Source organism: Novosphingobium sp. 17-62-19, from assembly GCF_002256775.1.
In the GTDB taxonomy this organism is placed as follows: domain Bacteria; phylum Pseudomonadota; class Alphaproteobacteria; order Sphingomonadales; family Sphingomonadaceae; genus Novosphingobium.
Window position 1 is genome coordinate 1 of the sequence record NZ_NCII01000038.1, and the last position, 25,637, is coordinate 25,637.

The window sequence follows — 25,637 nt, forward strand, 5'->3', positions numbered from 1 at the left end:
CGAGGCAAGGCTGGAAGCGCTCGCGAAAAAATGGGCGCCGCGGACACGCCGCAAAGCCTGACAGGCCGCGTCAACGCCACCTTCCGTCGGCGCTTACGGTTATTCTGTATTGGCTGAATCAGAAGCCAACCGTAGCCGAAACCACGACGCGCGAACCCGCGATGTTCGAACCATCCTTGGTGGAGGAGAAGTTCGGGGTGATGTAGTTATAGTCCGACGGGCTGAGGTTGGTGTCGACGTAGGAAACGCCGAGTGTGACAGGGCCAAGTGCATAGTCGGCACCCACCATCCAGTCGACGTATTCACCGGTGGGCGAGATCGATGTGCCCTGAGGGCCAAGGCCATCATTGCCACCCTTGGTATAACCAAGGTGGGCCTTCAGCGACAGACCCGTATCGGGGATCGAGGTCGAAACGTCGCCCCAGATGTAGACGTTGTCGGCCTTGGCACCAGGATTGTCATAGACGCCGCTGACAGCCGAAGCGCCGTTGTTGTACCACTTGCCGAGTGCTTCCTGCTTGGGCGCATAAGCAACGCCGACGAGCACGCTTGCAGGACCAGCATCGCCCGAGAGCTTGATGTAGGGTTCGGCGAAGTCCGTCTTGTCGAGGCCGCCCGGATACATGTACCAGGTCAGGCCGACATCGACGCCCACGCCACCAACGGTGGTCGAGTAGCCACCAAAAATGTCGAGTTCCATGTTGGAACCGGCAAATGTGCCCCAACCGGCAAGGTTCGAACCCCAGGTGCCGACATAAAAGCCGCTTTCGTGCGCGACGGTAGCTCCAGCCTGAACGGCCATTTCCTTGTCGGACATCGAAACGCCACGGAAACGGTAGTCAGAGACGAGCGCTGCACTGCCCGAAATGGTGATGGGACCGGATTCTTCATCCTGCGCGAATGCCGGAGTCGCAAGCAAAGCGAGGGCGAGAGGGGCCACTGCGGCGGCCAGACGGATCTTCATACGGAACGCTCCCTGATAGGATTATCACGTTCCACCTGCGTCCACCGCGCAAATGCCTCTCAAGGGGCATTCATCGGGGTAGAGCCAAATGCTTATCATCGGCATTTGCTGCACTGCAAGATAATTTTTATCGGCTGCCTCTTCACGCATGATTAGTGCTGCCATTTGGCAACAGGCGTGTGCTTGCTGATTTTTAACAGCAATGCCGATCAAACAAAAACTGGCCGGGAACTGAAGTTCCCGGCCAGCAGATGTTTACGTTCAACGTAAGATTCAGGCGGCGTGGGCCAGCGATTTGAGAATCGGGGCCGGGCCGGTTACCTTCACGTCATTACCGCGCATACGCCGACGCGAAAGCCATTCGGTGAGCATTTCAGCGGTCGTGTGGTCAATCGCATGAACCTTGTCCATGTCGACATGAACCGCGTGGCTGTGCGGAACCTGCTCAAGCGCATTGGTCAGGCGCGACAGGCCGATGAACGTGGCCGCACCTTCCAGCTTGAGGTGTACGGTCTCTCCTGCTGACGATTCGCCAACCTTGAATCGCAGGTTCCTGGCATGGGGCACAAGTTCGAGAGCAGACAACGCGAGGCCGACCAGCACACCGGTAAGCAGGTCAGTAGCCACTACCAGCACAAACGTGGCGGTCCAGATCAGCGCGGGCAGATAGCCGTGTACCTTGAACAAGTGCTGTACGTGCTTGAGGCTGACAAGTTTCCAACCGGTCACCACCAGCACGCCGCCCAGCGCCGCCATCGGCACTTCGCGCAGAATGAACGGCAGCAGCGCCACAAAGCCGAGAATCCACACGCCATGGAGCACAGCAGATGTGCGGGTCATGGCGCCTGCCTGCACGTTGGCTGAACTGCGCACGATCACGCCGGTCATCGGCAGCGCATTGAACACGCCGCACAGCAGATTGCCCACGCCCTGCGCACGCAATTCCTTGTTATAATCGGTGCGTACGCCATCATGCATACGGTCAACCGCCGCCGCCGAAAGCAGTGTTTCGGCACTGGCGATGAAGGCGATGGCAATGGCCGAAACGATCATCGAGCCTTGCGTCAGCGTGGAGAAGATGCCTGCTTCGGGCAGGGCAAATGCTGCCGCGATCGAATCCGGTACGCTGATCCGCGCCACGTCCAGTCCGAAACCCCAAGCAACCATTGTTGCTGCAAGCACACCAAGCAACGCACCCGGCAGCAGGCCGAGCTTTGCGGGCTTGATCTTCTCCCAAACCAACATCGTGCCGATGGTCAACAGACCGAGCATGAGCGCAAGTTCAGTGGTTTGCAGGTTGAACGGTGTAAGGCCGAGCACGCGTGCGGGCATCATCGCCAGATTGTCGATCCCGTTGGACAGCGGCTTTTCATCGAACAGAATGTGGAACTGACCGATGACGATCAGCGCGCCGATACCAGCAAGCATACCGTGGACCACCGCAGGCGAGATTGCGCGAAACACGCCGCCAAGTTTGGCAACGCCAGCAATCACCTGCAACGCGCCAGCCAGCACCAGCACCGGCCCAAGCGCGGACAAGCCATTGTCGCGGACGAATTCAAAGACGATCACGGCAAGGCCAGCAGCCGGGCCACTGACCTGCAACGGCGAACCGGCCAGCAGGCCGACAACGATGCCGCCGATAATGCCGGTCACGAGTCCCTTTTCAGGCGGGACACCCGATGCGATGGCGATGCCCATGCACAGCGGCATGGCGACCAGAAACACCACGATAGACGCGGTGAAATCCTGGACGAAATAGCGGGAAAAGCCGCCGCGTTCGCCCTCTGCAGTCGCAGTTGTCATTCTGCGGCCTCAGCAGCGGACCAAGCGTCGATGACGGCGCGCGCACGTGCAGGGACCGCCACCGGCAGCGGCTTGTCTTCACGCAGGGGCATGAATTCGCCTGTCTCACCATCAAGGCCGAGCACCATGCCCGCACTGATATCCACAAACCAGCCATGCAGCGACATTTCGCCACGCGCGATGGCCGTTGCCACCGAAGGATGCGTGCGCAGATGGTCGATCTGGACGATCACGTTCTGAAGGCTGACCGCGCGGACGCGCTCATCGGTGCCGAGTTCAGGCGAACAGCTCGATACGACGCATTCAGCGGCCGTGCCGTGGCGAAGCCAGGCGACCACATTGGGCATACCTTCGGGCAGTTCAGGGGCGGAAAGTGCCTTCATCGCGCCGCAGTCCGAATGGCCGCACACGATGATGTCACGGACGCCAAGCGCCATCACGGCGTATTCGACGGTGGAAGTGACGCCGCCATTCATCGTGGCGAAGGGCGGCACCATGTTGCCGGCATTGCGGCAAACAAACAGCTCGCCCGGCTTTGCCTGCATGATCTGTTCGGGGACGATGCGCGAATCGGCGCAGGAGATCATCAGCGCCTTGGGCGACTGCCCTTCGCTGACGAGCTTGCCGAACAGTTCGCGGCTATCGGGGAATGTGGTCTTCTCGAAGCTGAAGACGCGGCCGATGAGTTCGTTCACGGCACAATACCTTTGTTAGTGGGCCGACCACCGGGAACGGTTGTCGGGATATTCGACAAGGTATGTGTCCAGCCTTTCCACATTCCATCGCTTTTGTAACGAATTGTTGCGACGCACACGCTCTGACCGATGCCGAAGCCAGTTTGGCAGAGTTCAAGCCGCAGCCACCGGAAAGCGCAGTGTAACTTCCAACCCGCCAGCGGCGCGGTTGCGCAGTTTCAGCTCTCCATTGTCCAGCAGGATCGCCCGACGCACAATTGCCAGCCCGAGTCCCATGCCTGGCGTATCGCGTGATCGTGCGGTATCGAGGCGCACGAATGGCTGTAAAACATCGTTTATACGGTCTTCGGGAATACCGGGGCCATCATCTTCGATCACCACTTCGGCAAGACCGTGATCACGCTGCACGGTGACCCGCACATTGCCAGCATAGTGCACAGCGTTTTCAATCAGGTTGGCCAGCGCGCGCCGCAGCGAGACCGGACGCGCCATGATTTCAAGGCTTTCAAGTCCGTGATATGTTGCATCGCACCCATCATCAGCTGCGGTATCGACCAGCGTTTGCACCATCACCGCAAGGTTGATTCGTTCCGCCGGAATGCGCGAACCGCCGCTTTCCACAAAGGCCTGCAGCGATTCCAGCATGTGCCGCATCTCGCCCAGATCCTTGCCCATGTCCTGACGCGTTTCTTCGTCGATCCGCGCATCTTCGAGCCTGAGTTGCATCCGTGACAGCGGCGTGCGCAGATCGTGCCCGATGGCCAGCATGGATTGCGTGCGGTTGGCCATCGATTCGTGGATGCGTTGCTGCATTTCATTGAAGGCGTGGATCAAGTCGCGCACTTCGCTGGTGCCGGTCTCTTCCAAGGGCTCAGGCGGCCCTGATCCAACGGTGCGGCTCGCCCGCACCAGCGTTCTGAGGGGGGCCAACGTGGCTCGGAACAGCACCCAGGCCAGCGTCACCAGCACCAGCGTGGGCAACATCAGAGAAACGACGCGCCCGGCGTTAAGCGTCCAGGCCTCGCTCATGCGTGTACGGAAATACAACACGCTGCGATCGGACAGCAGCATCGATCCGTTGATCGCGTCGGCACCGGCCATGGGCTTGAGATAAAGCTGCAGGTCAGCGGCCGTCAGATCTCCCGAAAGATCAAGGACCTGCTGGCGCATCGTGGCCAGCGGCACAGCGCCCACGTGGCGCTGGCCTGCGGCGTTCCAGCTTATTGAAAAACGTGCCGTGCTGAGTGCTTGCGCCGCCTGAGCGCGTTCATCGGGCGGCGTGCGCTCAATCGCGCGGCTGGCGATGACGAGGTGTTCGGCCACGCGCGCGGCATCGTCCTCGGCCACGGCGAATTGGCTGGCCCGTTCGAACAGCAGGGTGTTGGCCGCAAAATCCACACCCGCCACGAGCAGCAGGATCGCGAGCAACCGCTCTGGCAGGCCGAACCGGCGAAGCATCAGGCGCGCTGGACTTCCGCCTTGAACATATACCCAACACCGCGGACGGTGACGATGGGAGCGCTGCCGCCCGCACCCGCCAGTTTGCGGCGCAACCGGCTGACCAGAACGTCAACGCTGCGGTCAGAGCTATCGCCCAACCGCGTGCGTGACAGTTCGATCAGGCGTTCACGCCCCAGCACGCGCTGCGGCTGGCTGATAAACGTCGAAAGCAGATCGAATTCTGCCCCCGTCAGATCCACCATCGCGCCGCTGGGCGAATGCAGCTCGCGCCGGGCCATCGAGACTGACCAGCCATCAAAGCGGATGTCGCCGCTGCGCGATCCGGTTTCGCCGGCGCTGTCGGTTCCACTGCTGCTGCCCCGGCGCAGCACTGCGCCGATCCGCGCCACCAGTTCGCGCGTGCTGAACGGCTTGGGCACATAGTCGTCCGCGCCAAGTTCAAGCCCCAGCACACGGTCTTCTTCGCTGCCGCGCGCTGACACGAAAATGATCGGCACATCGCTTTGCTTGCGCAAACGGCGGAAGAGTTCAATGCCGCTGGTGCCCGGCAACATGATGTCGAGCACGACAAGATCCGCAGGTTCGCTTTCCAGCGCCACCCACATCTCTGCCCCCGTGGCAGCAGTGCGCACATTGTAGCCGTTTTCACGAAGCGCGCGCGCGGTAAGCGTCCGCAGCGGGCCATCGTCTTCTACCAGTACTATCGAAGGTGATTGCATCATTTTCCCGGCGCGTTTTGCAGCACGCGCGCACGATAGCAGGCGCAGGCGCGGTGCCAAGGTTGAACAATGGGGAAGGCGGTACATCGACGCGCGCAGCGGGCTTCAAATTTTCCGGCAAGCCCCTTCGCCAAGATCATGTCCGTCCCCCGGAACGATGCATCTTAGCTGCGCCCCCGCTTTTGCGCGCAAGAGGCGCGTTCAAGACAAAACATTGCTGAACTGCAGAATGTGCGCATTTCTACCCGATGTGCTGCTGTATAAGCATGGTCAGCACATCCAAAATCGAAATTTCCTGCGGGTATGGGCACCGGTTTGATCTTGCGCATACCGGCGCTGTGGGCTTTGGTCCGAGGCGAAGTCTGGGTGCCCGCTCCCTCCCCAGCGGCATGTCGGGACAATTTAACAAAGCTGATTGCTGCATCACAGGAGAGCCTGACATGGCCGAAACCGTCTATCCCGTTCCTGCCCAGTGGGCCGAAAACGCACTTGTGGACGAGGCGCGCTACTTCGAGATGTATCGCCAGTCGGTGGAGAACCCGGAGGCATTCTGGGCAGAACATGGCCAGCGGCTCGATTGGATCAAGCCTTTCACCAAGGTCAAGAACACCTCGTTCAACGAAGCCGATTTCGGTATCCGCTGGTTCGAGGACGGCACGCTGAACCTTTCGGCCAATTGCCTTGACCGCCATCTGGCGACCCGCGGCGATACGGTGGCGATCCTGTGGGAGCCGGACGGTCTGGGTGAGCCGCACCGCGAGATCACCTACCGCCAGCTGCATGAAGACGTCTGCCGCTTTGCCAACTTGCTGAAGGCCAAGGGCGTGAAGCGCGGTGAGCGTGTGACGATCTATCTGCCGATGGTGCCCGAAGCTGCCGTTGCCATGCTCGCTTGCGCGCGGATCGGGGCGATCCATTCCATCGTCTTCGCAGGGTTCAGCCCGGATGCGCTGGCAGGCCGCATCACCGATTGCGACAGCCGTATCGTGCTGACCTCGGATGAAGGCCTGCGCGGCGGGCGCAAGGTTCCGCTCAAGGCAAACGTCGATGAGGCGTTGAAGCAGTGCCCCGGCGTCGACACCGTGATCATGCTCCGCCGCACCGGCGCGGACGTGGGTTTTGTCGAAGGCCGCGATGTCGATTGGGCCAGCGCCGTGGCCGATCAGAGCGCCGAATGCGCGCCCGAGGAAATGGGCGCGGAAGATCCGCTGTTCATCCTCTACACCTCAGGCTCCACCGGCAAGCCGAAGGGCGTGCTGCACACGACGGGTGGCTATTCGGTCTGGGCATCGATGACGCACGAATATGTGTTCGATTATCGCCCCGGCCAGATCTATTGGTGCGCGGCCGATATCGGCTGGGTCACCGGGCACAGCTATGTCGTTTACGGTCCGCTGATGAACGGCGCGACCACGGTGATGTTCGAAGGCGTGCCCAACTTCCCCGATCCGAGCCGGTTCTGGCAGGTGGTCGACAAGTTCAAGGTCGAAATCTTCTATGGCGCCCCCACCGCCCTGCGCGCGCTGATGCGCGAAGGTGACGAGTGGGTGAAGAAGACAAGCCGCAAATCGCTGCGCCTGCTGGGATCGGTGGGCGAACCGATCAATCCCGAAGCGTGGGAATGGTATCACAAGGTCGTGGGCGATGCCCGTTGCCCCATCGTGGATACCTGGTGGCAGACCGAAACCGGGGCCGCAATGATCACTCCCCTGCCCGGCGCAACCCCGCTCAAGCCCGGTTCTGCCTCACGCCCGTTCTTCGGCGTGCAGCCTGCGCTGCTCGACAACGACGGCGTGCTGCTGGAAGGCGCGACTGACGGCTGCCTTGTCATCACCGATAGCTGGCCCGGCCAGATGCGCACCGTCTGGGGCGATCACGAACGCTTTTTCCAGACCTATTTCAGCACCTTCAAAGGCCAGTACTTCACCGGCGACGGCTGCCGCCGCGACGAAGACGGCTACTACTGGATCACCGGGCGCATCGATGACGTGATCAACGTATCCGGCCACCGCATGGGCACCGCCGAAATCGAGAGCGCACTGGTCGCCCACAGCAAAGTTGCTGAAGCCGCTGTCGTGGGTATGCCGCACGACATCAAGGGACAGGGCATTTACGCTTTCGTCACCTGCAATGCCGAGGTCGAACCCGACGAGGAATTGCGCAAGGAGCTGATCAAGTGGGTCCGCCACGAAATTGGTCCGATCGCCACGCCCGACGTGATCCAGTTTGCCCCCGGCCTGCCCAAGACCCGCTCGGGCAAGATCATGCGCCGCATCCTGCGCAAGATCGGCGAGAATGACGTTTCGAATTTGGGCGATACATCGACGCTGGCCGATCCGGGGGTTGTGGACAATTTGCTGGCGAACCGACCGGGGTTGGTGGGGGTTTGAGGATCATGGGGGCGATGTTATAATGATCGGGGAATGGTGATGCTGCTCAGCGAAGGGCAGATGAGCGACTACAAGGGCGCGGCGCTGATGATCGTCGCCTTGCCCAGGGCCAAAGCGCTGTTGGCCGATCGGGGCTATGATGCCGGCTGGTTCCGCGCTGCCCTGACTGAGCGCGGCATAACCCCCTGCATTCCGTCAAAGGTCAACCGCAAGGTCCCGATCCCCCAGGACGCTGTGCTCTATCGCCAGCGCCACAGGATCGAGAACACGTTCGGCAAACTCAAGGATTGGCGCCGCATCCATACCCGCTACGACCGATGCGCTCACACCTTCATGTCAGCCATCTGCATCGCCGCCCGCTTTCGCCGCCCTTTCAGAACAAGGCTGTAACCGACGCCACAACCGTTGGACCGGAAATGGCGCCCGCCCCGTCTTGTCCCCGCGAGAATTTTGGGTGGAGGTAGGCGCTCTCAGCCTCCGAAATGTCGGTATCGACATAGGCGAGGGACAACGTCAGGCCTTCAAGAGGCGTGATGTCCACGCCCAGCATCCAGTCGAAATAGGTGCCAGTCGGTGCGATGCTGGTGGCATTGGGGCCGAGGCCGGGATTGCCGTCCGAATAGCCGAGATGGGCTTTGAGCCTGATGGGCATATCGGGAAGCGCGTAGGCGGCGTCACCCAAGAGGTAGAGGTTGTCCCCCTTGTCGCCGGGAGCGTCGGGCTGTCCTGCGGTGGCGGCCGCGCCGGTGAAGAAGACGTTGCCGAGCGCCGCCTGTTTGGGCGCGTATGCCGCCCCTGCGCTTAGCGAGAGCGGGCCGACACTGCCGGACAGTCTGGCATAAAGCTCGGCAAAGTCGGTCTCGTCGGCGCCGCCCGGATAGATATACCAGACCATGCCCGTATCGAGCGTGCCTGTGCCCAGCGGTAGCTTGACCCCGGCGTAAAGGTCGAGTTCCATATTGGCCCCACCGAATGTACCCCAGCCTGCGAGGTTTGAGCCCCAGGCTCCGACATAGACACCACTCGCGTGCGTGGCGGTGATGCCAGCCTGCACCGCCAGCTCACCATCGCTCTGCGACACGCCGCGGAAGCGGTAATCGGTAGTGAGGCTGGCGCTGCCAGAAACGATGATCGTATCGGCAGTTTCGGCCACCTCGCCCCCGGCTTGCTGCGCTTGGGCGGGAACGGCCGTGATCGCCGCCAGCACGGCGAAGGAAGGAAAACGCATCGGATTGGTTCCTTGTGACGACGCAGCCGGTAGGGCTGTCGGGAACTGCGAGAGCTCTCTCGCTTCGCCGTTAAATCGCCATGCGTATTGCCGCCGGGGGGCATGAAATCGGCGTAAAGGCCAATGCGTGGTGGCAGGGGTGGCGCGCCGCTTTCACGCAGATTTTATGTGAGCGCCCCTGAACTCCCTGCGATTTTTCATTGCGACCGCGCGCATTGGGATGGTTCCCACATGAGGAGCCTCTGATGACCTTCGATCTCCTGCTGGCCGCGCTCGTGGCGCTTGGCCTGTTTGCCTATCTGGTGATGGTGCTGCTGCGGCCGGAGCGTTTCTGATGGCAGGCTCAGGCATGTTTGATCGCGCGCTGTTGGTACCCGCCATGCGCGATGCCGCCGTCAAGCTCGATCCCCGAACGCTCGCCCGCAACCCGGTGATGTTTGCGACCGCAGTGACAGCGGCGACCGCAACGCTGGTGCTGTTTTACAATCTGTCGACGGGGACGGGCGATCCGCGCTTTGAAGGACAGCTCGTATTCTGGCTGTGGCTGACGGTGCTGTTCGGCAATTTTGCCGAAGCGCTTGCCGAAGGGCGCGGCAAGGCACAGGCGGCATCACTGCGGGCGACCAAGGACCAGCTCGTCGCCTGCCGTATCGGGCGCGATGGGGCGGTGGAGCAGATCCCCGCCACGGCGCTCCAGCGCGGCGATGTGGTGCTGGTGGTCGCAGGCCAGCAGATCCCAGCCGATGGCGAGGTCGTTGCTGGCGTCGCCTCGGTCAACGAGGCGGCGATCACCGGCGAAAGCGCACCCGTGATCCGCGAGGCAGGCGGGGATCGTTCAGCGGTGACCGCGGGAACCACGGTGATTTCCGATGAGCTTCGGATCAGGGTAACTGCGGAACCGGGGAGCGGTTTCCTCGACCGGATGATTGCGCTGGTCGAAGGGGCCAGCCGCCAGAAGACGCCCAACGAGATCGCGCTCACGATCCTCCTCACCGGTCTCACGCTGGTCTTCCTGATCGCGGTCGGCACGCTGCCCGCTTTTGCCGCCTATGCCGGGGGCAGCATCGCCGTACCGGTACTGATCGCGCTGTTCGTGGCGCTGATCCCGACGACAATTTCCGGCCTGCTTTCTGCCATTGGCATTGCAGGGATGGACCGGCTGATCCGTTTCAACGTGCTCGCCAAGTCGGGCCGGGCGGTCGAGGCCGCAGGTGATATCGGCACGCTCCTGCTCGACAAGACCGGCACCATCACCATCGGTGACCTGCAGGCGAGTGAATTCGTTGTTCTGCCGACCGTCGCAGAGGCGGATTTGATCAACGCTGCACGGCTCGCCAGCCTTGCCGACACCACACCCGAGGGACGCTCCATCGTCGCGCTTGCCGGTGCAGGCGTGACGCTGCCTGCTGATGCGCAGGTGGTTGGTTTTACCGCGCAGACGCGGGTCAGCGGGGTCGACTTGCCTGGCCGCAGCATCCGCAAGGGCGCAGTCGATGCGGTGCTGAAGTTGGGAGAATTTCCGGTGGAAACCGTGGCGGCGCTCAAGGCGATTACCGACCGCATCGCGCAAAGCGGCGGCACGCCGCTTGCCGTGGTAGAAAACGGCCGTCTGCTGGGCGCGGTCCATCTCAAGGACATCATCAAGACAGGCATCCGCGAACGCTTCGTCGAACTGCGCCGCATGGGTATCCGCACGGTCATGATCACCGGCGACAACCCGCTCACCGCCGCCGCCATTGCCGCCGAAGCCGGAGTCGACGATTTCCTTGCCGAGGCGACCCCCGAAGACAAGCTTGCCTACATCCGCCGGGAACAAGCCGAAGGCAAGCTGGTCGCCATGTGCGGGGACGGCACCAATGATGCGCCCGCGCTTGCTCAGTCGGATGTCGGCGTCGCGATGAACACCGGCACCCAGGCCGCGCGCGAAGCGGGCAACATGGTCGATCTCGACAGCGATCCGACCAAGCTGATCGAGGTGGTGGGCATCGGCAAACAATTGCTGATGACGCGCGGTGCGCTGACCACTTTTTCGATCGCCAACGATGTCGCCAAGTACTTCGCGATCCTGCCGGCCATCTTCGTGGTGCTCTATCCAGGGCTGGGAGTGCTCAATGTGATGGGCCTTGCAAGCCCTTCAAGCGCGATCCTTTCGGCGATCATCTTCAACGCGCTGATCATCCCTTGCCTTGTGCCTCTGGCACTGAAGGGCGTTGCCTATCGCCCGATGCCGGCCGCCAGCCAGTTGCTGCGCAATCTGGCAATCTATGGTGGCGGTGGGGTGATTGCACCCTTTGTCGGCATCAAGCTCATCGATCTCGCAGTCGCGGGCCTTGGCCTCGCCTGATCTGCGAAAGGAACTTCCCATGCTCGCAAGCATCCTTACCATCACTCTGATCATCGGCGGGACCGCGCTGCTATCCTGGCCACTTGGTCGCTATATGGCCGCGCTGTTCTCTGGCCGGTTTGCGCGCGCCGACCGGTTGTTCACCCACGCAGTGGGTGGCGCAGGCAGGCAGGACTGGACGGCCTATGCGCTCGCCCTTGCCGCTTTTAACGCGGTGATGTTCGGCTTTACCTTTGCCCTTCTGGCAACCCAGCACCTGCTCCCGCTCAACCCCGATGGCCAGAGCGCAGCGAGCCTTGATCTGGTGTTCAACACCGCTGCGTCCTTCACGACCAATACCAACCTTCAGCACTATTCAGGCGAGAGCACATGGAGCTACCTTGCTCAACTGGCCGCGCTGATGTGGCTGCAATTCGTTTCTGCCGCGACCGGGATTGCCGCGCTGGCCGCCTTGGCACGCGGGATTGCGGGAAAGCCCGACATGGGCAACTTCTTCATCGATGTTCAACGCGCCGCTTTCGGCTTGCTGCTGCCCATGGCACTGGTGCTGGCGGCGCTGCTGGCGCTTACCGGCGTGCCAATGACGCTGGCGGGCGCAGCGCATGTCACCACACTTGAAGGCACAGCGCAAACCATCGCACGTGGGCCTGTGGCAGCTTTCGTTGCGATCAAGCAACTGGGCAGCAACGGCGGCGGATTCTTTGGCCCCAATTCCACCCACCCGCTGGAAAACCCCGATTTCTGGTCGAACCTTCTGCAAATGAGCGCGATCATCCTGATCCCGATGGCCTGTGTGTGGATGTTCGGACGAATGATCGGCCGCCCGCGCCATGCAGGCGTGATCTTTGGGGTGATGCTGGCACTGCTGCTGGTCAAGGTCACCGCCGCTGCCGCTTTCGAACAGGCTCCGACACAGGCGTTCGCCGACCTTGCCGTAACGCAGGATGTCGGCAATCTCGAAGGCAAGGAACTGCGCCTCGGTGCTGCCACCGGGCCGCTGTGGGCGGTGCTAACCACAGCGACCAGCAACGGTTCGGTTGGCGCGATGCACGACAGTCTCAATCCCCTCACCGGGCTGGTGCCGATGGCAGGGATGTGGCTCAACGAGACGTTCGGCGGCGCAGGTGTGGGCATGATCAACATGTTCCTTTACATTGCGCTGGCGGTATTCGTGGCTGGCATGATGGTCGGGCGCACGCCTGAATACCTCGGCCACCGCATCGAAGGGCGCGAGATGCGGCTCGTCGTGCTTGCTCTGATTAGCCACCCGCTGCTGATCCTCGGCGGCACCGCGCTGTTTGCTGCGACCCCTTGGGGCACGGACATGCTGAACAACGGGGGCGCGCACGGCTTTTCCGAAATTCTCTACGAATTCAGCTCCGCCGCTGCCAACAACGGTTCCGGGTTCGAAGGCCTGGGTGACAGCACCGTGCCCTGGAACATCGCCACCGGCCTTGTGATGCTGATCGCGCGTTTCTTGCCGATCATCGTGCCACTCGCCATCGTCGGCTCGCTGATGGCCAAGCGCCGCAGCGCCGAGAGCGCTGGCACGCTGAGCGTCGAGGGGCCGACCTTTGGCGTGATGTTGCTGATCACCATCCTTATCTTCGGCGCGCTCACTTTCTTCCCGGCTGCCGCGCTTGGCCCGATTGCCGAACACACTGCGCTGATGCGCTAAAGGAGCAAGACAAATGCAATACCTTCTCCCTTCGCTGCGCCTGTGGGCCGTGACCCTGCTGGTGTGCGTGGCAGGCTACACCGCGCTGGTGCTGGGCTTTGCGCAAAGCGTGGTGCCGGATCGCGCCAACGGCTCGATCATCATGGCGCAAGGCAAACCGATCGGCAGCGCGCTTGTGGCGCAGGACTTTACCAGCCCCAGGTATATCTGGCCGCGCCCCTCAGCTGCGGATTACAACGGCATGGGCGCTGCAGGGAGCAACCTGTCACCCACCAGCCCCAAACTCGCCGCGCGTGCAGCGGAGGCAGTGGCACGTTACGGTGCCAAGCCTGCCAACCCGGTCCCTGCCGATCTGGTCGCTGCCTCAGGCGGCGGGCTTGATCCGCACATCAGTCTGGCGGGCGCGCTCTATCAGGCTAAGCGCGTGGCGCAGGCGCGTGGGCTTTCTGACGCAAGCGTGCGTGCGCTGATCGAACGTCACGCCTTTGCCCCAGGCGGCGCCTTCGCCCCTGATCCGATCGTCAATGTGCTTGAACTCAATCTGGCGCTTGGCAGGCTGGAGCGGTAGGCCGGAAGCATGAGCGACCCACGCCCCGCCAATGATGCCGAACGGTTCCTGCGTCTGGCGCAGCGCGAAGCGAGGGGACGTTTGACAGTCTACCTTGGCGCAGCACCCGGCGTGGGCAAGACCTATCGTATGCTTCAGGAAGCCGCACGGCGAAAGGCCGAGGGGGCAGATGTCCTTGTCGGGATAGCCGAGACGCACGGACGCAGCGAGACGGCCCAGTTGCTTGAACCCTTCGAGGTCTTGCCGCGAACCGCAGTCGAATATCACGGCCATGCGCTCGACGAGTTCGATATCGATACCGCGCTGGAACGGCGCCCCGGCCTGATTCTTGTCGATGAACTCGCCCATACCAACGCACCGGGCAGTCGACACCCGAAGCGCTGGCAGGACGTGGCAGAATTGCTGGTTTCGGGCATTGATGTCGCCACCACGCTCAACATCCAGCACATCGAAAGCCTCAACGACATCGTTGCCGGCTTCACCCATATCCGGGTGCGCGAGACCGTGCCGGACAGCATTCTCGATTCGGCCGAGATTATCGTGGTCGATCTGCCACCAGAGGCGTTGATCGAGCGGCTGCAAGCGGGCAAGATCTACTTGCCCGATACCGCCGGTCAGGCGCTTGCGAACTTCTTCACTCTGGCCAAACTTGCAGCCTTGCGCGAACTGGCGCTGCGCTTTGCGGCGGGTTCGGTCGACCGACGCTTGCTCGATCAGCTCGCAACCAGTGGAACCGAAGGCGGTTTCGCCGTCGGCGAGCGGCTGCTGGTCGCGGTCAGCCCGGGCAAAGGCGGCGCGCAAGTGATCCGCCATGCCAAACGCTTGGCCGACCTTGCCCATGCCCCCTGGACCGCAGTGGTGGTCGAAAGCAGCGGCGCGCGTGCGGTCGCCGGTTCACAGCGAGAGCAGGTGGCCGAAAACCTTGCACTCGCATCATCACTGGGTGCGGCCCTGATGACTGTTGCCGCCACAGACGTGGCCGAAGCACTTGTCGATCAGGCGCGCGAATTGCGCGCAAGCCAGATCGTTATCGGCAAGAGCCGCCGCAGCCGCTGGTTCGAATGGCGGCATGGTTCGATCGCGCAGGATGTCATCCGCAAGGCGCGCGGATTCACAGTACAGGTCGTTCCGCTGGATGAGGCAGACGGCAAGGCCGCACGCCCACGAGATCGCAACCCTTACCGGGCACCAGCCTTGGCATTGCTGCTGGTCTTTGCCACGACCGGGCTGCTGGATCTTGCCCGTCCCGTGCTGCCAACCGACGCTGTGGACATGCTGCTGTTGTTGCCGGTGATCTTCGCGGCAAGCCGGATTGGCACTGCGGCTGGCCTTTGGGCAGCACTTTGGGCGGCACTGGCTTACAACTTTTTCTACACCGCGCCGCTCCACACACTTTTCATAAGCAGTCCGGGCGATGTTATCACCTTTGCGGTGCTGACGCTGGTTGCGGCGGTGCTTGGCACGTTCGCCGGGCAGGTTCGTCGGCAGGCTGAAACCAGTGCGGGGGTGGCGCGCCTCAACGCATCGCTGGCGCGTTTTGCCGGGTTGCTGGGGAGTGTATCCGATCGCGATTCAACCGCGCGCGTCGCCTGCCGCGAGATTGGCGCGCTGCTTGATGTTGAGGCAATCATCGTCGCCAAGGAAGACGGTGCGTTAATCGTGCGAGGGCATGATCGGCTCTCGAAGCTCGATTTGGTCGATGAAGCCGCTGCTTTCTGGACGCTTGATCGGGGCGAAGCGGCGGGACGGGATACCGGCACATTGAACGCCTCCGATTGGCAGTTCCACCCGCTCCAGACCGCAATCGGAATGATGGGGGCTCTTGGCGTCGCACGGGGCGAACAGGGCAGGGTAATTCGCGCCGACGACGCAACCTTGCTCGCTACGCTGATCGACCAGACAGCACTGGCCCACGAACGGTTGCTGCTTGAGGAAGAAGCGCGCCAGATTGACGCTTTTCGCGAGCGCGACCGGCTGCGCGGGGCGCTGCTTTCCAGCATCGCGCATGATCTCAGGACCCCCCTCACTGCTGTCATCGCGGCAGCAGAGAGCATTCCTGCACAAGGCAACTATGCAGACGAAGTGCGGATCGCACGCAGCGAAGCGCGCCGCCTGGAACGCTTTCTCGGCGATCTGCTCGAAGCGTCCCGGATCGAACATGGGGCGATTGAACCGCGGTTCGAAAGCCTCGATCCGACAGACGTGGTGATGGCAGTGCTGCGCGACCTGCGCCAGGATCACACAGGTGGGCGGGTCGACACGCGCATCGCGCACGATTGTCCACTGATCGAGGCCGATCCGGTGCTGTTGCGTCATGCGCTGATCAACCTCGTAGACAATGCGCTCAAGTTTTCTGCCGAGGCGACGCAAGTCGAGGTCACGCTCGAACCGGTGGCAGGTGGCGTGGAATTCATCGTCCGCGACCGGGGGCAAGGCCTGCCCGCCGATCCAACCGCTTTGTTCGAACGCTTCGCGCGGCTTGAGGGCAGCGATCGGACGGGTGGGTCGGGCCTGGGTCTGTGGATCGCCAAGAATTTCACCGAGGCCATGGGCGGGACGATCAGGGGGCGTAACCGGGAAGGCGGCGGTGCCGAATTTTTCGTCACCCTGCCACTTGTCCCGATGCGGCGCGAACCGGTAAGCGTCGGCAATGCGTAAGGACGTGCTGGTTATCGATGACGAATTGGCGATCCGTCGGTTGCTGGCCAGCGCGCTCGACCGGGCCGGGATTGCCCACGCCGAAGCGGCTACCGCTGGCGATGCGCTTCGATTGGCCGCCGCCGCCCCTGCACCCCTTGTGGCGTTGCTTGATCTTGGTCTGCCAGACCGCGACGGGTTGGAGATCGTCCCGCAATTGGCGGCGCTCGGTCTATCGGTCATCATTCTGACCGCCCGTGATGCCACGCAGGAAAAAGTCGCGGCGCTTGATCTTGGCGCGGATGATTTCGTGACCAAGCCGTTCGACAGCGAGGAATTGCTGGCACGCATCCGCTCGGCACTTCGGCGCAAGGCCGGGCCGCTCGCCAATGTCCACCGCCGCGAATTTGCCGGGGGCAGTATCGATCGCGACACGCACGATGTCGTCATGCGCGGCGAGCAGGTAGACCTGACCCCGCGCGAGTTCAACCTGCTCTGGGCGCTGGCAGATCATCCCGGGCGGGTCATGACGCACGAAAGCCTGCTCGAAGCCGTGTGGGGCCCGGCGCACCGGCAAGACCTGGACTACTTGCGCGTTGCTGTGCGCTCGCTTCGGCGCAAGCTGGAACTGGTCCCATCAGCGCCACGATTACTGATCAACGAGCCCGGAGTCGGCTACCGCTTGGCCGAAGCTGATTGAGACAAAAAGGGGCAATGGCCTGAGCCTAGAGCACTTTTCACATCAGACTGCTGCCGAACGGGATGGTATTGGTGGACCCGTCGGGACTCGAACCCGAGACCTACAGATTAAAAGTCCGTTGCTCTACCAACTGAGCTACGGGTCCACACTGTTTCACGCATTGCCTGACGCATCACCTAGGGGGCGCGGCGCGGGTGGTCAAGCCTGCGCTTGAGGCGGTATTCAAGATGCACAATTTTAAGGCCGGTGATCGGATCGTGCCAGTCCCGTGCGACGCGGGCAGCAGGCCCTAGTACAAAGCCACGCTTGCGAAATTCACGGTGGGGCACGGTCAGCTGCGCATCACTCCAGCAGCCGCCAGACCACAGCACGATGTCAAGATCGAGCGTGCGCGAGCGCCAACGCTGGCCCTGGCGCTCGCGGCCGAACTGCGCTTCGATGGATTGCAGCAGGTCCAGCAAGGCTGGCGGATCGATTCGCGTTTCCACCAAGGCCGCGCCGTTCGCATATTCGCGCTGGGATGGCCCGATGGGGCGGCTGCGGATGACGGGACTGACGGCAACAACCGCAAGGCCTCTGGACGCCATCGCCTCCACCGCCGCGCGCAGGACGGCAGCAGGCCCGCCGTATCGCGGGTGCCGCTGGTTCGATCCGAGCGCAATCAGGAAGCGGGCAGGTGTCAGATGTCTTCTGCCAGACGCCCGTACAACTGTGGGCGGCGATCACGAAAAAAGCCCATCCCGGCCCGGTGCGTGGCGGCGCGTTTCAGATCCAGCGTGGCGTGCAACACGCCGGTTTCGCTTCCGTCGAACTCGGACAGGAAATCGCCCCATTCGTCGCTGATGAAGCTGTGTCCATAGAAGCGCTGATCATCTTCCATGCCAATGCGATTGGCAGCGATCACCGGCATACAATTGGACACCGCATGACCCAGCATCGCACGGCGCCACATGCGGCTGGTATCAAGGTCCGCGTCATAAGGCTCGGTGCCGATGGCGGTGGGATAGAAAAGCAGCTCAGCACCCATCAGCGCCATGGCGCGCGCGCATTCGGGATACCACTGGTCCCAGCACACCCCCACGCCAATGCGCGTGCCGAACACGTCCCACACCTTGAAACCTGTGTTGCCGGGGCGGAAGTAGTACTTCTCTTCATAACCGGGGCCATCGGGGATGTGGCTTTTGCGGTAGATGCCCATCACTTCGCCATCGGGGCCGATCATGGCCAGCGTGTTGTAATAGTGGTGCCCGTCGCGCTCGAAAAAGCTGGTGGGGATGGCAATGCCGTGGGCCGTTGCCAGCTTTTGCATTTCACGCACCGAAGGATCATCGGTCAGCGGATAGGCCATGTCGAACAGGGCCTCGTCCTCAACCTTGCAGAAGTATGGCCCAGCGAACAGTTCCGGCGGCAGCACAATCTGCGCGCCACCTTGCGCGGCCTGTTCGACCAGCGCAGCGGTGGCGGCGATGTTCTCGGCTTCTCCCCCAGGGAGGGCGAGTTGGAGGGCGGCGACGGAGATGGTGCTCATGGTTGCGGACCTAAGCCCCCAACCCGCGCAATTCAACCGTCGCCGTACTTGGTCAAGGACGCTTGCGGAACAGCAGCGTCATGCGGTCGCTCTCGCCGATTGCCTTGAGTCTTGCCTTTTCCGCATCATCCTTGGCACCCCCAAGCACAGGCGGCAGGGTCCAGACGCCTTCTGGCCAGTTCGCCGAATCCTTGGGGTTGGCATTGGCCTCGCTCTTGCCGACGAATGCGAAGCCGTGGATTTCCATGAACTTGATGATGTCCGCCTCGCGCAGATAGCCCTTGGAGCCATCGGTGTAGTCATAGGGCGCATCAGCCTTCGCACGGTGCTGTTCGATGCCGATCATGCCATCGGGCTTCAGCAGATCGCGCATTTTCTTGATTTCACTGTCGGCCACGTTCCCGCGCAGCATGTTATGCAGTGCGCGCATCACCAGAATGCGGTCGAACGTGCCTTTCTCCCCATCGGGAATTGCGCCGAGCGAGAAGGCGCTGAACTTTTCGGCAGGCTGCTTGGCCCATTCCGCGACTTCGGTGGGGAATTTGGCGACGGCTGCTTTTGCTGCTTCCTGACGCGGCGCCGGGGCACTGCTGGCATCGGCGAAGAGGCCGACGAGCTTGCCCTTGGGCGCGAGGTATATACCCAGTAGGCGCGAGTACCAGCCACCGCCGGGGGCGTATTCGCCGACTTTCATCGCTGGACCGACGTCGAAGAAGGCCAGCGTCTGATCGGGCTTGCGATAGACGTCACGCGCGGCATCGTCCTTGCGCAGCGGGTCGGCCACGGCGGCGGCAAGTGCGGGATCGATCTTGGGAGCGGCAGTGGTGGCGCTCTGGGCGAAGGCGGGCGTGGCAAGGCTGCTTCCGGCAACGGCTGCCAGCAGGGCGAGGCTCAATCTGCGCATGGGGGGTGATTCTCCAAAGGGCCGATGACAAGCGGGGGGCGCCTACCTATCTCTACGACATAGCAGGAGAATAAGGCACATGAGCGAACAGGCAACAGCCATTGTGGCAGGCGGGTGCTTCTGGTGCACCGAGGCGGTGTTCCGCGATGTGATCGGTGTCAGCAACGTCGAAAGCGGATACATCGGCGGCACTGTAGAAAACCCTACATACAAGCAGGTGTGCAGCGGCACGACGGGCCACGCCGAGGCGATCCGCGTGACGTTTGATCCGGCGGTGATCAACCTTGACCAGATCCTCGACATTTTCCTTGCCACGCACGACCCAACGCAGTTGAACCGCCAGGGCAACGATGTGGGCACGCAGTATCGCTCGGCCATGTTCCCGGCCGACGAGGAGCAGAAGGCCGCGATGGAAGCAGCCATTGTGCGTGCGCAGCCGGACTGGCCGCAGCCCATCGTCACCACGATCGAGCCGATGTCCACGTGGTATCCGGCTGAGGACTACCATCAGGAATATTGGGACGGCGAAGGGCAGCGCAATCCCTATTGCCTTGCCGTGATCCCGCCCAAACTGATGAAATTGCGCAAGAGCTTTGCCAACAAGGTGAAGAGCTAACCCGCCAGCGCCGCCAGCGTGATACGTCGGTAGATACGCTGGAGGGTTACCAAATCTTCCAGCGCCACCGCCTCGTCCTTCTTGTGCATCGTGGCATTGCACAGGCCGAATTCCACGACCGGGCAGACCGCGCGCAGGAAGCGGGCGTCCGATGTGCCACCGCTGGTGGACAGTTCGGGATCGAGGCCCGTTTCGGCCTTCACCGCCTCGGCGATCAGCGTGGAGTAATCGCCTGGCAGGGTGATGAAGCTCTCGCCGGAGATGACCGCGCGAATCTCGCCCTTGTGGCGGCGGGCCACCTCCTCGACCATGGCGACAAGGCCCGCGCCGGTGTGGCGGTCGTTGAAGCGGATCGAAAGCCGAGCGGTTGCCTTCGCGGGGATCACGTTGGTGGCGGGGTTGCCCACCTCAAGGTCGGTCACTTCAAGGTTCGAAGGCTGAAACCATTCGGTGCCATCGTCCAGCACCAGCGCATCGAGTTCGGCCAGCAGCGCGATCAGGCGCGGGATCGGGTTGTCGGCCAGGTGCGGATAGGCGACGTGGCCCTGCGCGCCCTTGCAGGTGATCCACATGTTTACCGAACCGCGCCGACCGATCTTGACCATGTCTCCCAAGCGGTTGACCGAGGTAGGCTCACCCACAAGGCACAGGTCCGGTTCGGCCTTCAATTCACGGATCAGTTCGATAAGCGGAACGGTGCCGTAGCGCGCGGGGCCTTCCTCATCGCCGGTAATGATAAAGCTGAGCGTGCCTGCCTCGGCCGGAATTTCAGCCGCTGCGGCGACCATCGATGCGATGGAGCCTTTCATGTCGACCGCACCGCGCCCGTAGAGCAACTCGCCCCGGCGCTCGGCCTTGAATGGGCCGGAGGTCCAGCCTTCGCCCGGTGGGACGACATCGAGGTGCCCGGCAAAGGCGAAGTGGCGTGAGCCTGCTGGCCCCTTGCGGATGGCGAAGAGGTTTTCGACCGGACCGTCGGGGGCTTCGCCTGCGATGAAGCGGTGGATTTCGAAACCCAGCGGAACGAGCATGGCTTCGAAGCAATCGAACACGGCGCCGGTGGCTGGAGTGACGCTTTCGCAATCGATCAGACGTTCGGCAAGAATGATGGGATCAAGCGCGGGCATCAGCGGGCAGGCTCCTCGAACTGTTCTATGGTCCAGCCTTCGCTTTCGGCAGCGTCGATCCAGGCCTGCATCCAGTCGTGCGTCCAGACCGCTTCCATGTAGGTCATCGCAAAGCCCGGCACAGGTACTCCATAGGTCATGAAGCGCGAGACGACGGGGGCATAGATGATGTCTGCGGCGCAGAAAGTGCCAAACAGGAAGGGGCCGCCTTTGCCGAAGCGGGCGCGCGCCTCTGCCCAAAGGCTGAGGATGCGGACGATATCGCCGCGGACTTCGGGAGTGATCTCCACGCCCTCAACGCGCTTGCGAATGTTCATCGGCAGGGTGCTGCGCAGCGCGGTGTAGCCTGAGTGCATTTCGGCAACCATCGAGCGGGCCATCGCGCGGGCCACATCATCCTTGGGCCAGAAGCGGTCCCGCCCGACCTTGTCGGCAAGGTAATCGATGATTGCAAGACTGTCCCACACGACGGGGGCATCGGGGCCTTTGCCGTCCCACAGGATCGGCACTTTGCCGGATGAGGGGGCAAGATCATCGGCGCGGCGCAGGTGATCCCACTCCTCGCCATAGAGCGGGACGGTGATTTCCTCGAACGCGAGGCCCGATTGCTTGGCAGCCAGCCAGCCGCGCAGGGACCAGCTGGAGTAGTTCTTGTTGCCGATGATCAGCTTCATCGCGTTCACCCTGTTCCGCTTTTGGGGCGCGTAGCCGTTCAGGTTTGCTGTGTCGAGCATGAACAGGTTTACACAGTTTACACGGTCCTGAGGAGAAAGTGTCAGGTGGCTTTCAAGGAGTTCGCGGAGGCGCTTTTCGGTCAACGCAGGCGCGGTGGTGCCGTGACGTGCGAGGACGTTGCGGGCGGTGTGGCGGGTGAGCGGGAGGGGATCGCGGTGGGGCATGGCGCGCGGGAGCGTGGGGCCGCGCGTAGCGTGTAGGACAGCGGGGATTGCGCCGGAATGGCGGGGTGTTGGAGTTTGGTCCCGCTATCGCGGGATGCCCACCCCCGGCCCCTCCCGCTTGCGAGAGGGGGGTACTGATCACAGTTGCTCGAACAATCTCGTCACCCTGAACTTGTTTCAGGGTCCATCTCACAACGCGAACGGCGGCTTGAGTGGCAGAATGGATCCTGAAACAAGTTCAGGATGACGAAGTGGTAATCGAGATGACGTGGTAGTTGACTGGCTGCGCAGGGCAGTGGTTAGCCCAGCGCGTCCTGCAGCACCGCAGCGCGCAATTCCTCGATGCCCATTTTCTTCTCGGACGAAGTGACGAGGATTTCTGGGTAGGCGGCGGTGCGTTTGCGGGCCGCCGCGATGGTCTCGATGGTGACCTGCTCCAGCTCGCTGGCCTTGATCTTGTCAGCCTTGGTCAGGACCAGGCGATAGCCGACGCCTGCTTCATCGAGCATCTGCATCATGTCTTCATCCACCGGCTTCACGCCGTGGCGACTGTCGATCAGCAGCAGGGTGCGCTTCAGCACCACACGACCGCGCAGGAAATCGCGCACCAGACGGCGCCAGATTTCGGTGACCTTGGGCGGGGCCTTGGCAAAGCCGTAGCCCGGCATGTCGACCAGCCGCAGGCGGGTGGGATCACCCACTTCGAAGTAGTTCAATTCCTGCGTGCGGCCCGGCGTGACCGAGGTGCGCGCAATCGATTTGCGGCCCGTCAGCGCATTGAGCAGCGACGATTTGCCGACGTTGGACCGGCCCGCAAAGGCGATTTCGGGCACATCGGGATCGGGCAGGAACTTGAGCGCCGGGGCAGACTTGATGAATTCCACGCGGCCTGCAAACAGCAGGCGCGCCTGTTCGATCATTTCTGCATGACGTTCGGCGGATTGTGCTTCTTTAGGTGTCATCGCGCTTTCGGTTTCTGGCCGGTGGTGGCCTTCTTTTCGCGCGTGGCCACGCGGTCGATGTCCTGCTGGTCCTTGTCCGTCTGCGCCTTGAGCTGGGGGTGCTTGCTGTAGAGATACTTCTGCTGGGCAATGGTCAGCACGTTCGACGTGATCCAGTAGAGCAGCAGGCCAGCCGCAAACGGGGCCATCACGAACATCATGATCCACGGCATGAACGCGAAGATCTGCTGCTGCGCCGGGTCCATGGCCGCCGGTTGCAGCTTGAACTGTGCCCACATGGTGATGCCGAGCAGGATTGCCAGCACGCCGATGGCGAGGAATCCCGGCGGATCGAACGGCAGCAGGCCGAACAGATTGAGAATGTGCGCAGGATCGGGCGCGGACAGATCCTTGATCCACAACACGAACGGCTGGTGGCGCATTTCGATGGCCAGCGTCAGCACCTTGTAGAGTGCGAAGAACACCGGGATCTGGAGGAAGATGGGCAGACAGCCGGCGAGAGGATTGACCTTCTCGCGCTTGTACAGCTCCATGATTTCCTGCTGCTGCTTCTGCTTGTCGTCCTTGTAGCGTTCCTGCAGCGCCTTCATCTTGGGCTGCAAGGCGCGCATCGCCGCCATCGAGGCAAACTGGCGCTGGGCGATGGGGAACATCACGCCGCGCACAACGAGCGTGAGCAGGATGATCGCCACGCCGAAGTTCTTGACCAGTTTGAACAGCGAATCGAGCAGCCAGAAGATCGGCTTTTCGAACCAGCGGAACCATCCCCAGTCAATCGACAGGCTGAAATTGGTGACGCCCGCCGCTTCGTACTTTTCAAGGACCGTGTTTTCCTTGGCCCCGGCAAACAGGCGCACGTTCTGCGACTGCTGCTTGCCCGGAGCGACCGAGACGTTGGGGAAGATCAGGTCTGCGCGAAACAGACCCGGTGCGGTCGAGCGCAGCGCGCTTTCGGCCTTCGATCCGGCATCGGGGATCAGGGCCGAGAGCCAGTAAATGTCGGTAAAGCCGATCCAGTTGGTCGCGCCCTTGAGCGGCAACGCCTGCCCCGGTGCTTCGGTGACTGTGGAATAGTTGTTGTCAAACGTGACCGAACCATCGAGCGCCGCAATCGGGCCGGAGTGGAGCTGCCAGGTATCAAGGCTGGCGGTCTTGTCGGTACGGCTCACCAGCGCGAACGGCTTGACCACAACCGGCGTTGCCCCGGTGTTCGCCACAGTCTGCGTAGCGGTGATCATGTAGTCCGCATCAATCGCATAGCGGATCGAGAAGGTCTGTCCGGTGGTGTTCGACCAGCGCAGGGTGACCGGGGTTTGCGGCGTCAGCTTTGCGCCGTCGGCGGTCCACACAGTGTTCGCATCGGGGGCGGCAATGCCTTCACCGACCCAGCCCATCTGCGCATAGTGCTGCGCAGGCGTTCCGGCGGGAGAGAACAACCGCACCAGCGGGCTGCCCTTTTCCACCGTTTCGGTATGGCGGGCCAGCGACACGTCATCGATCAGCGCACCTTTGAGGTTGATCGAGCCTTTCAGGCCCGGCGCATCGATGGGAACGCGATTGCCTGCGGCGAGTTCAGCGCGCAGGTCCTTCTTTTCCAGCGCAATGTCTGCCGGGTTCAGCAGACCACCTTCGCGGGTGGGCTTGCCGGGTTCAGCAGGTGCGGTTGCCGCCTGTTTGGGCGCGACCGCCGCTTGCGGATAGAACCAGCGCATCGCGCCTTCCCAGCCGAGCAGCAGCAGGCCGGTGAGGACCACTGCCAGAATGACGTTGCGCTGATTCTGCACCGGTTTTTGCGTCCTGTAAGTCTATGCCGCGCCATTCAAAAGTGAACAGCCCGGACTGAATTCGAAAGCGTCAGGGAACGGGATCGTAGCCGTGCCCACCCCACGGGTGGCAGCGCAATAGCCGCTTCGTGGCCAGCCAGCCACCCTTAATCGCGCCATGCTTTTCCAGCGCTTCTATCGCATATTGCGAGCAGGAAGGGGCGTAGCGGCAGGTCGGCGGAAGCACCCGCGAAGGGCCGAGTTGCCAGCCGCGCGCGATGAGGATGAAGAGGCGTTTCACTTGCCCCGCCCGTGATGTGCGCGTGGCCCACCACGCTTGCGGGGAGGATCGCCTTTGCCTTCGGCAGCGCGCGAAAGCGCCACGGCCAGTTCATCGCGCAGCGCGGCGAAATCGCGCTCGACCCCGCCTTCGCGACCAATCATCACGTGATCAGCACCGGCGATGCCCGCTTGCGGCAGAGCCTCACGCAGAAGCGCACGGAAGCGGCGCTTCATGCGGTTGCGGACGACCGCATTGCCGATCTTCTTGGTGACGGTCACGCCGAAGCGCATGTCCGCTTCATCGGCGGGGGCCGATTCGCGGTTCACCAACAGCACGAATCCGGGCCTTGCGACCCGGATCCCGCG

General features: G+C 62.5%; 24 protein-coding genes and 1 tRNA gene. 9 read left to right on the forward strand and 16 right to left on the reverse strand.

Going from position 1 to position 25,637, the window contains the following annotated elements:
• Nucleotides 1-118: 118 nt before the first annotated feature.
• The 5 genes from B7X90_RS08845 to B7X90_RS08865 all read right to left on the reverse strand — a co-directional run bounded on the left by B7X90_RS08845 (nucleotide 119) and on the right by B7X90_RS08865 (nucleotide 5,645).
• Nucleotides 119-964: a TorF family putative porin gene (locus B7X90_RS08845; RefSeq protein WP_292623661.1), complete on the reverse strand. Its 846-nt coding sequence runs from the start codon at nucleotides 962-964 to the stop codon at nucleotides 119-121.
• Nucleotides 965-1,237: 273 nt separating this feature from the next.
• Nucleotides 1,238-2,770 (reverse strand): SulP family inorganic anion transporter, encoded by a 1,533-nt coding sequence (locus B7X90_RS08850; RefSeq protein WP_292623662.1) that lies wholly within the window; start codon nucleotides 2,768-2,770, stop codon nucleotides 1,238-1,240.
• Nucleotides 2,767-3,465: a carbonic anhydrase gene (locus B7X90_RS08855; RefSeq protein ID WP_292623664.1), complete on the reverse strand. Its 699-nt coding sequence runs from the start codon at nucleotides 3,463-3,465 to the stop codon at nucleotides 2,767-2,769. The genes B7X90_RS08850 and B7X90_RS08855 overlap by 4 nt, the downstream gene beginning before the upstream one ends.
• Nucleotides 3,466-3,618: 153 nt before the next feature.
• A complete protein-coding gene (locus B7X90_RS08860) occupies nucleotides 3,619-4,923 on the reverse strand; it encodes an ATP-binding protein (protein ID WP_292623665.1) in 1,305 nt (434 codons plus the stop codon).
• Nucleotides 4,923-5,645 carry a response regulator transcription factor gene (locus tag B7X90_RS08865; RefSeq protein WP_292623666.1) on the reverse strand — a complete coding sequence of 241 codons (723 nt, stop codon included), beginning with the start codon at nucleotides 5,643-5,645 and terminating at the stop codon, nucleotides 4,923-4,925. The genes B7X90_RS08860 and B7X90_RS08865 overlap by 1 nt, the downstream gene beginning before the upstream one ends.
• A 440-nt stretch (nucleotides 5,646-6,085) precedes the next feature.
• On the opposite strand from B7X90_RS08865, the gene acs reads away from it, so the two are divergent.
• The gene (gene acs, locus B7X90_RS08870) at nucleotides 6,086-8,035 is read left to right on the forward strand and encodes an acetate--CoA ligase (RefSeq protein ID WP_292623667.1); all 1,950 of its coding nucleotides are present in this window, start codon (nucleotides 6,086-6,088) and stop codon (nucleotides 8,033-8,035) included.
• A gap of 39 nt (nucleotides 8,036-8,074) precedes the next feature.
• Nucleotides 8,075-8,425: a transposase gene (locus B7X90_RS08875; protein ID WP_292623669.1), complete on the forward strand. Its 351-nt coding sequence runs from the start codon at nucleotides 8,075-8,077 to the stop codon at nucleotides 8,423-8,425.
• On the opposite strand, the gene B7X90_RS08880 is transcribed toward B7X90_RS08875, so the two are convergent.
• Nucleotides 8,409-9,263, reverse strand: a complete 855-nt coding sequence (locus B7X90_RS08880; protein ID WP_292623671.1) for a TorF family putative porin — start codon at nucleotides 9,261-9,263, stop codon at nucleotides 8,409-8,411. The two genes, B7X90_RS08875 and B7X90_RS08880, sit on opposite strands and share 17 nt — an antisense overlap.
• Nucleotides 9,264-9,508: 245 nt before the next feature.
• Here B7X90_RS08880 and kdpF point away from each other — a divergent pair, with 245 nt between their 5' ends.
• From kdpF to B7X90_RS08910, 6 genes are read left to right on the forward strand one after another with little or no spacing between them, the layout of a single operon-like run.
• A complete protein-coding gene (kdpF, locus tag B7X90_RS08885; protein ID WP_292623673.1) occupies nucleotides 9,509-9,598 on the forward strand; it encodes a K(+)-transporting ATPase subunit F in 90 nt (29 codons plus the stop codon).
• Nucleotides 9,598-11,607: a potassium-transporting ATPase subunit KdpB gene (kdpB, locus tag B7X90_RS08890; RefSeq protein WP_292623675.1), complete on the forward strand. Its 2,010-nt coding sequence runs from the start codon at nucleotides 9,598-9,600 to the stop codon at nucleotides 11,605-11,607. The genes kdpF and kdpB overlap by 1 nt, the downstream gene beginning before the upstream one ends.
• Before the next feature lie 19 nt (nucleotides 11,608-11,626).
• Nucleotides 11,627-13,285, forward strand: a complete 1,659-nt coding sequence (gene kdpA / locus B7X90_RS08895; protein ID WP_292623677.1) for a potassium-transporting ATPase subunit KdpA — start codon at nucleotides 11,627-11,629, stop codon at nucleotides 13,283-13,285.
• Nucleotides 13,286-13,298: 13 nt separating this feature from the next.
• A complete protein-coding gene (gene kdpC, locus B7X90_RS08900; protein WP_292623679.1) occupies nucleotides 13,299-13,853 on the forward strand; it encodes a potassium-transporting ATPase subunit KdpC in 555 nt (184 codons plus the stop codon).
• Nucleotides 13,854-13,862: 9 nt separating this feature from the next.
• Nucleotides 13,863-16,511, forward strand: a complete 2,649-nt coding sequence (locus B7X90_RS08905; RefSeq protein ID WP_292623680.1) for a sensor histidine kinase KdpD — start codon at nucleotides 13,863-13,865, stop codon at nucleotides 16,509-16,511.
• Nucleotides 16,504-17,190, forward strand: a complete 687-nt coding sequence (locus B7X90_RS08910) for a response regulator transcription factor (protein ID WP_292623682.1) — start codon at nucleotides 16,504-16,506, stop codon at nucleotides 17,188-17,190. The genes B7X90_RS08905 and B7X90_RS08910 overlap by 8 nt, the downstream gene beginning before the upstream one ends.
• 69 nt (nucleotides 17,191-17,259) lie before the next feature.
• Here the strand turns inward: B7X90_RS08910 and B7X90_RS08915 are convergent.
• The 4 genes from B7X90_RS08915 to B7X90_RS08930 all read right to left on the reverse strand — a co-directional run bounded on the left by B7X90_RS08915 (nucleotide 17,260) and on the right by B7X90_RS08930 (nucleotide 19,622).
• Nucleotides 17,260-17,335, reverse strand: a tRNA-Lys gene (locus tag B7X90_RS08915).
• 31 nt (nucleotides 17,336-17,366) lie between these two features.
• Complete coding sequence (gene folK, locus B7X90_RS08920; RefSeq protein ID WP_292623697.1) at nucleotides 17,367-17,873, reverse strand: 2-amino-4-hydroxy-6-hydroxymethyldihydropteridine diphosphokinase; 507 nt, start codon at nucleotides 17,871-17,873, stop codon at nucleotides 17,367-17,369.
• Nucleotides 17,870-18,718, reverse strand: coding sequence for an N-carbamoylputrescine amidase (aguB, locus tag B7X90_RS08925; protein ID WP_292623684.1), 849 nt, complete (start codon nucleotides 18,716-18,718; stop codon nucleotides 17,870-17,872). Before aguB ends, folK begins: the two co-directional genes overlap by 4 nt.
• Before the next feature lie 52 nt (nucleotides 18,719-18,770).
• A complete protein-coding gene (locus tag B7X90_RS08930) occupies nucleotides 18,771-19,622 on the reverse strand; it encodes a methyltransferase (protein WP_292623686.1) in 852 nt (283 codons plus the stop codon).
• 79 nt (nucleotides 19,623-19,701) lie between these two features.
• Here B7X90_RS08930 and msrA point away from each other — a divergent pair, with 79 nt between their 5' ends.
• Entirely contained in the window at nucleotides 19,702-20,238 is a 537-nt protein-coding gene (gene msrA, locus B7X90_RS08935; protein ID WP_292623688.1) for a peptide-methionine (S)-S-oxide reductase MsrA, read from the forward strand.
• Here msrA and dapE read toward each other — a convergent pair.
• The 6 genes from dapE to rnpA all read right to left on the reverse strand — a co-directional run.
• Nucleotides 20,235-21,365, reverse strand: a complete 1,131-nt coding sequence (gene dapE, locus B7X90_RS08940) for a succinyl-diaminopimelate desuccinylase (protein ID WP_292623689.1) — start codon at nucleotides 21,363-21,365, stop codon at nucleotides 20,235-20,237. The two genes, msrA and dapE, sit on opposite strands and share 4 nt — an antisense overlap.
• Nucleotides 21,365-22,039: a glutathione S-transferase family protein gene (locus B7X90_RS08945; protein ID WP_292623700.1), complete on the reverse strand. Its 675-nt coding sequence runs from the start codon at nucleotides 22,037-22,039 to the stop codon at nucleotides 21,365-21,367. Before B7X90_RS08945 ends, dapE begins: the two co-directional genes overlap by 1 nt.
• A 524-nt stretch (nucleotides 22,040-22,563) precedes the next feature.
• The gene (gene yihA / locus B7X90_RS08950; RefSeq protein WP_292623690.1) at nucleotides 22,564-23,226 is read right to left on the reverse strand and encodes a ribosome biogenesis GTP-binding protein YihA/YsxC; all 663 of its coding nucleotides are present in this window, start codon (nucleotides 23,224-23,226) and stop codon (nucleotides 22,564-22,566) included.
• Nucleotides 23,223-25,010, reverse strand: coding sequence for a membrane protein insertase YidC (gene yidC, locus B7X90_RS08955; RefSeq protein WP_292623691.1), 1,788 nt, complete (start codon nucleotides 25,008-25,010; stop codon nucleotides 23,223-23,225). The genes yihA and yidC overlap by 4 nt, the downstream gene beginning before the upstream one ends.
• Nucleotides 25,011-25,080: 70 nt before the next feature.
• Nucleotides 25,081-25,290 carry a membrane protein insertion efficiency factor YidD gene (gene yidD / locus B7X90_RS08960; RefSeq protein ID WP_292623694.1) on the reverse strand — a complete coding sequence of 70 codons (210 nt, stop codon included), beginning with the start codon at nucleotides 25,288-25,290 and terminating at the stop codon, nucleotides 25,081-25,083.
• The coding region (gene rnpA / locus B7X90_RS08965; RefSeq protein WP_292623696.1) for a ribonuclease P protein component at nucleotides 25,287-25,637 on the reverse strand (351 nt) is incomplete at its 5' end. The genes rnpA and yidD, both read right to left, overlap by 4 nt.

Bases quoted from the DNA above. Each gene is read 5' to 3' on its own strand.
- B7X90_RS08860 (WP_292623665.1), bottom strand. From the start codon at position 4,923: ATGCTTCGCCGGTTCGGCCTGCCAGAGCGGTTGCTCGCGATCCTGCTG.
- B7X90_RS08930 (WP_292623686.1), bottom strand. From the start codon at position 19,622: ATGCGCAGATTGAGCCTCGCCCTGCTGGCAGCCGTTGCCGGAAGCAGC.
- B7X90_RS08875 (WP_292623669.1), top strand. From the start codon at position 8,075: ATGCTGCTCAGCGAAGGGCAGATGAGCGACTACAAGGGCGCGGCGCTG.
- acs (WP_292623667.1), top strand. From the start codon at position 6,086: ATGGCCGAAACCGTCTATCCCGTTCCTGCCCAGTGGGCCGAAAACGCA.
- aguB (WP_292623684.1), bottom strand. From the start codon at position 18,718: ATGAGCACCATCTCCGTCGCCGCCCTCCAACTCGCCCTCCCTGGGGGA.
- yihA (WP_292623690.1), bottom strand. From the start codon at position 23,226: ATGACACCTAAAGAAGCACAATCCGCCGAACGTCATGCAGAAATGATC.
- kdpC (WP_292623679.1), top strand. From the start codon at position 13,299: ATGCAATACCTTCTCCCTTCGCTGCGCCTGTGGGCCGTGACCCTGCTG.
- B7X90_RS08850 (WP_292623662.1), bottom strand. From the start codon at position 2,770: ATGACAACTGCGACTGCAGAGGGCGAACGCGGCGGCTTTTCCCGCTAT.
- dapE (WP_292623689.1), bottom strand. From the start codon at position 21,365: ATGCCCGCGCTTGATCCCATCATTCTTGCCGAACGTCTGATCGATTGC.
- B7X90_RS08865 (WP_292623666.1), bottom strand. From the start codon at position 5,645: ATGCAATCACCTTCGATAGTACTGGTAGAAGACGATGGCCCGCTGCGG.
- B7X90_RS08945 (WP_292623700.1), bottom strand. From the start codon at position 22,039: ATGAAGCTGATCATCGGCAACAAGAACTACTCCAGCTGGTCCCTGCGC.
- B7X90_RS08905 (WP_292623680.1), top strand. From the start codon at position 13,863: ATGAGCGACCCACGCCCCGCCAATGATGCCGAACGGTTCCTGCGTCTG.
- B7X90_RS08845 (WP_292623661.1), bottom strand. From the start codon at position 964: ATGAAGATCCGTCTGGCCGCCGCAGTGGCCCCTCTCGCCCTCGCTTTG.
- kdpB (WP_292623675.1), top strand. From the start codon at position 9,598: ATGGCAGGCTCAGGCATGTTTGATCGCGCGCTGTTGGTACCCGCCATG.
- B7X90_RS08910 (WP_292623682.1), top strand. From the start codon at position 16,504: ATGCGTAAGGACGTGCTGGTTATCGATGACGAATTGGCGATCCGTCGG.
- msrA (WP_292623688.1), top strand. From the start codon at position 19,702: ATGAGCGAACAGGCAACAGCCATTGTGGCAGGCGGGTGCTTCTGGTGC.
- kdpA (WP_292623677.1), top strand. From the start codon at position 11,627: ATGCTCGCAAGCATCCTTACCATCACTCTGATCATCGGCGGGACCGCG.
- kdpF (WP_292623673.1), top strand. From the start codon at position 9,509: ATGACCTTCGATCTCCTGCTGGCCGCGCTCGTGGCGCTTGGCCTGTTT.
- B7X90_RS08880 (WP_292623671.1), bottom strand. From the start codon at position 9,263: ATGCGTTTTCCTTCCTTCGCCGTGCTGGCGGCGATCACGGCCGTTCCC.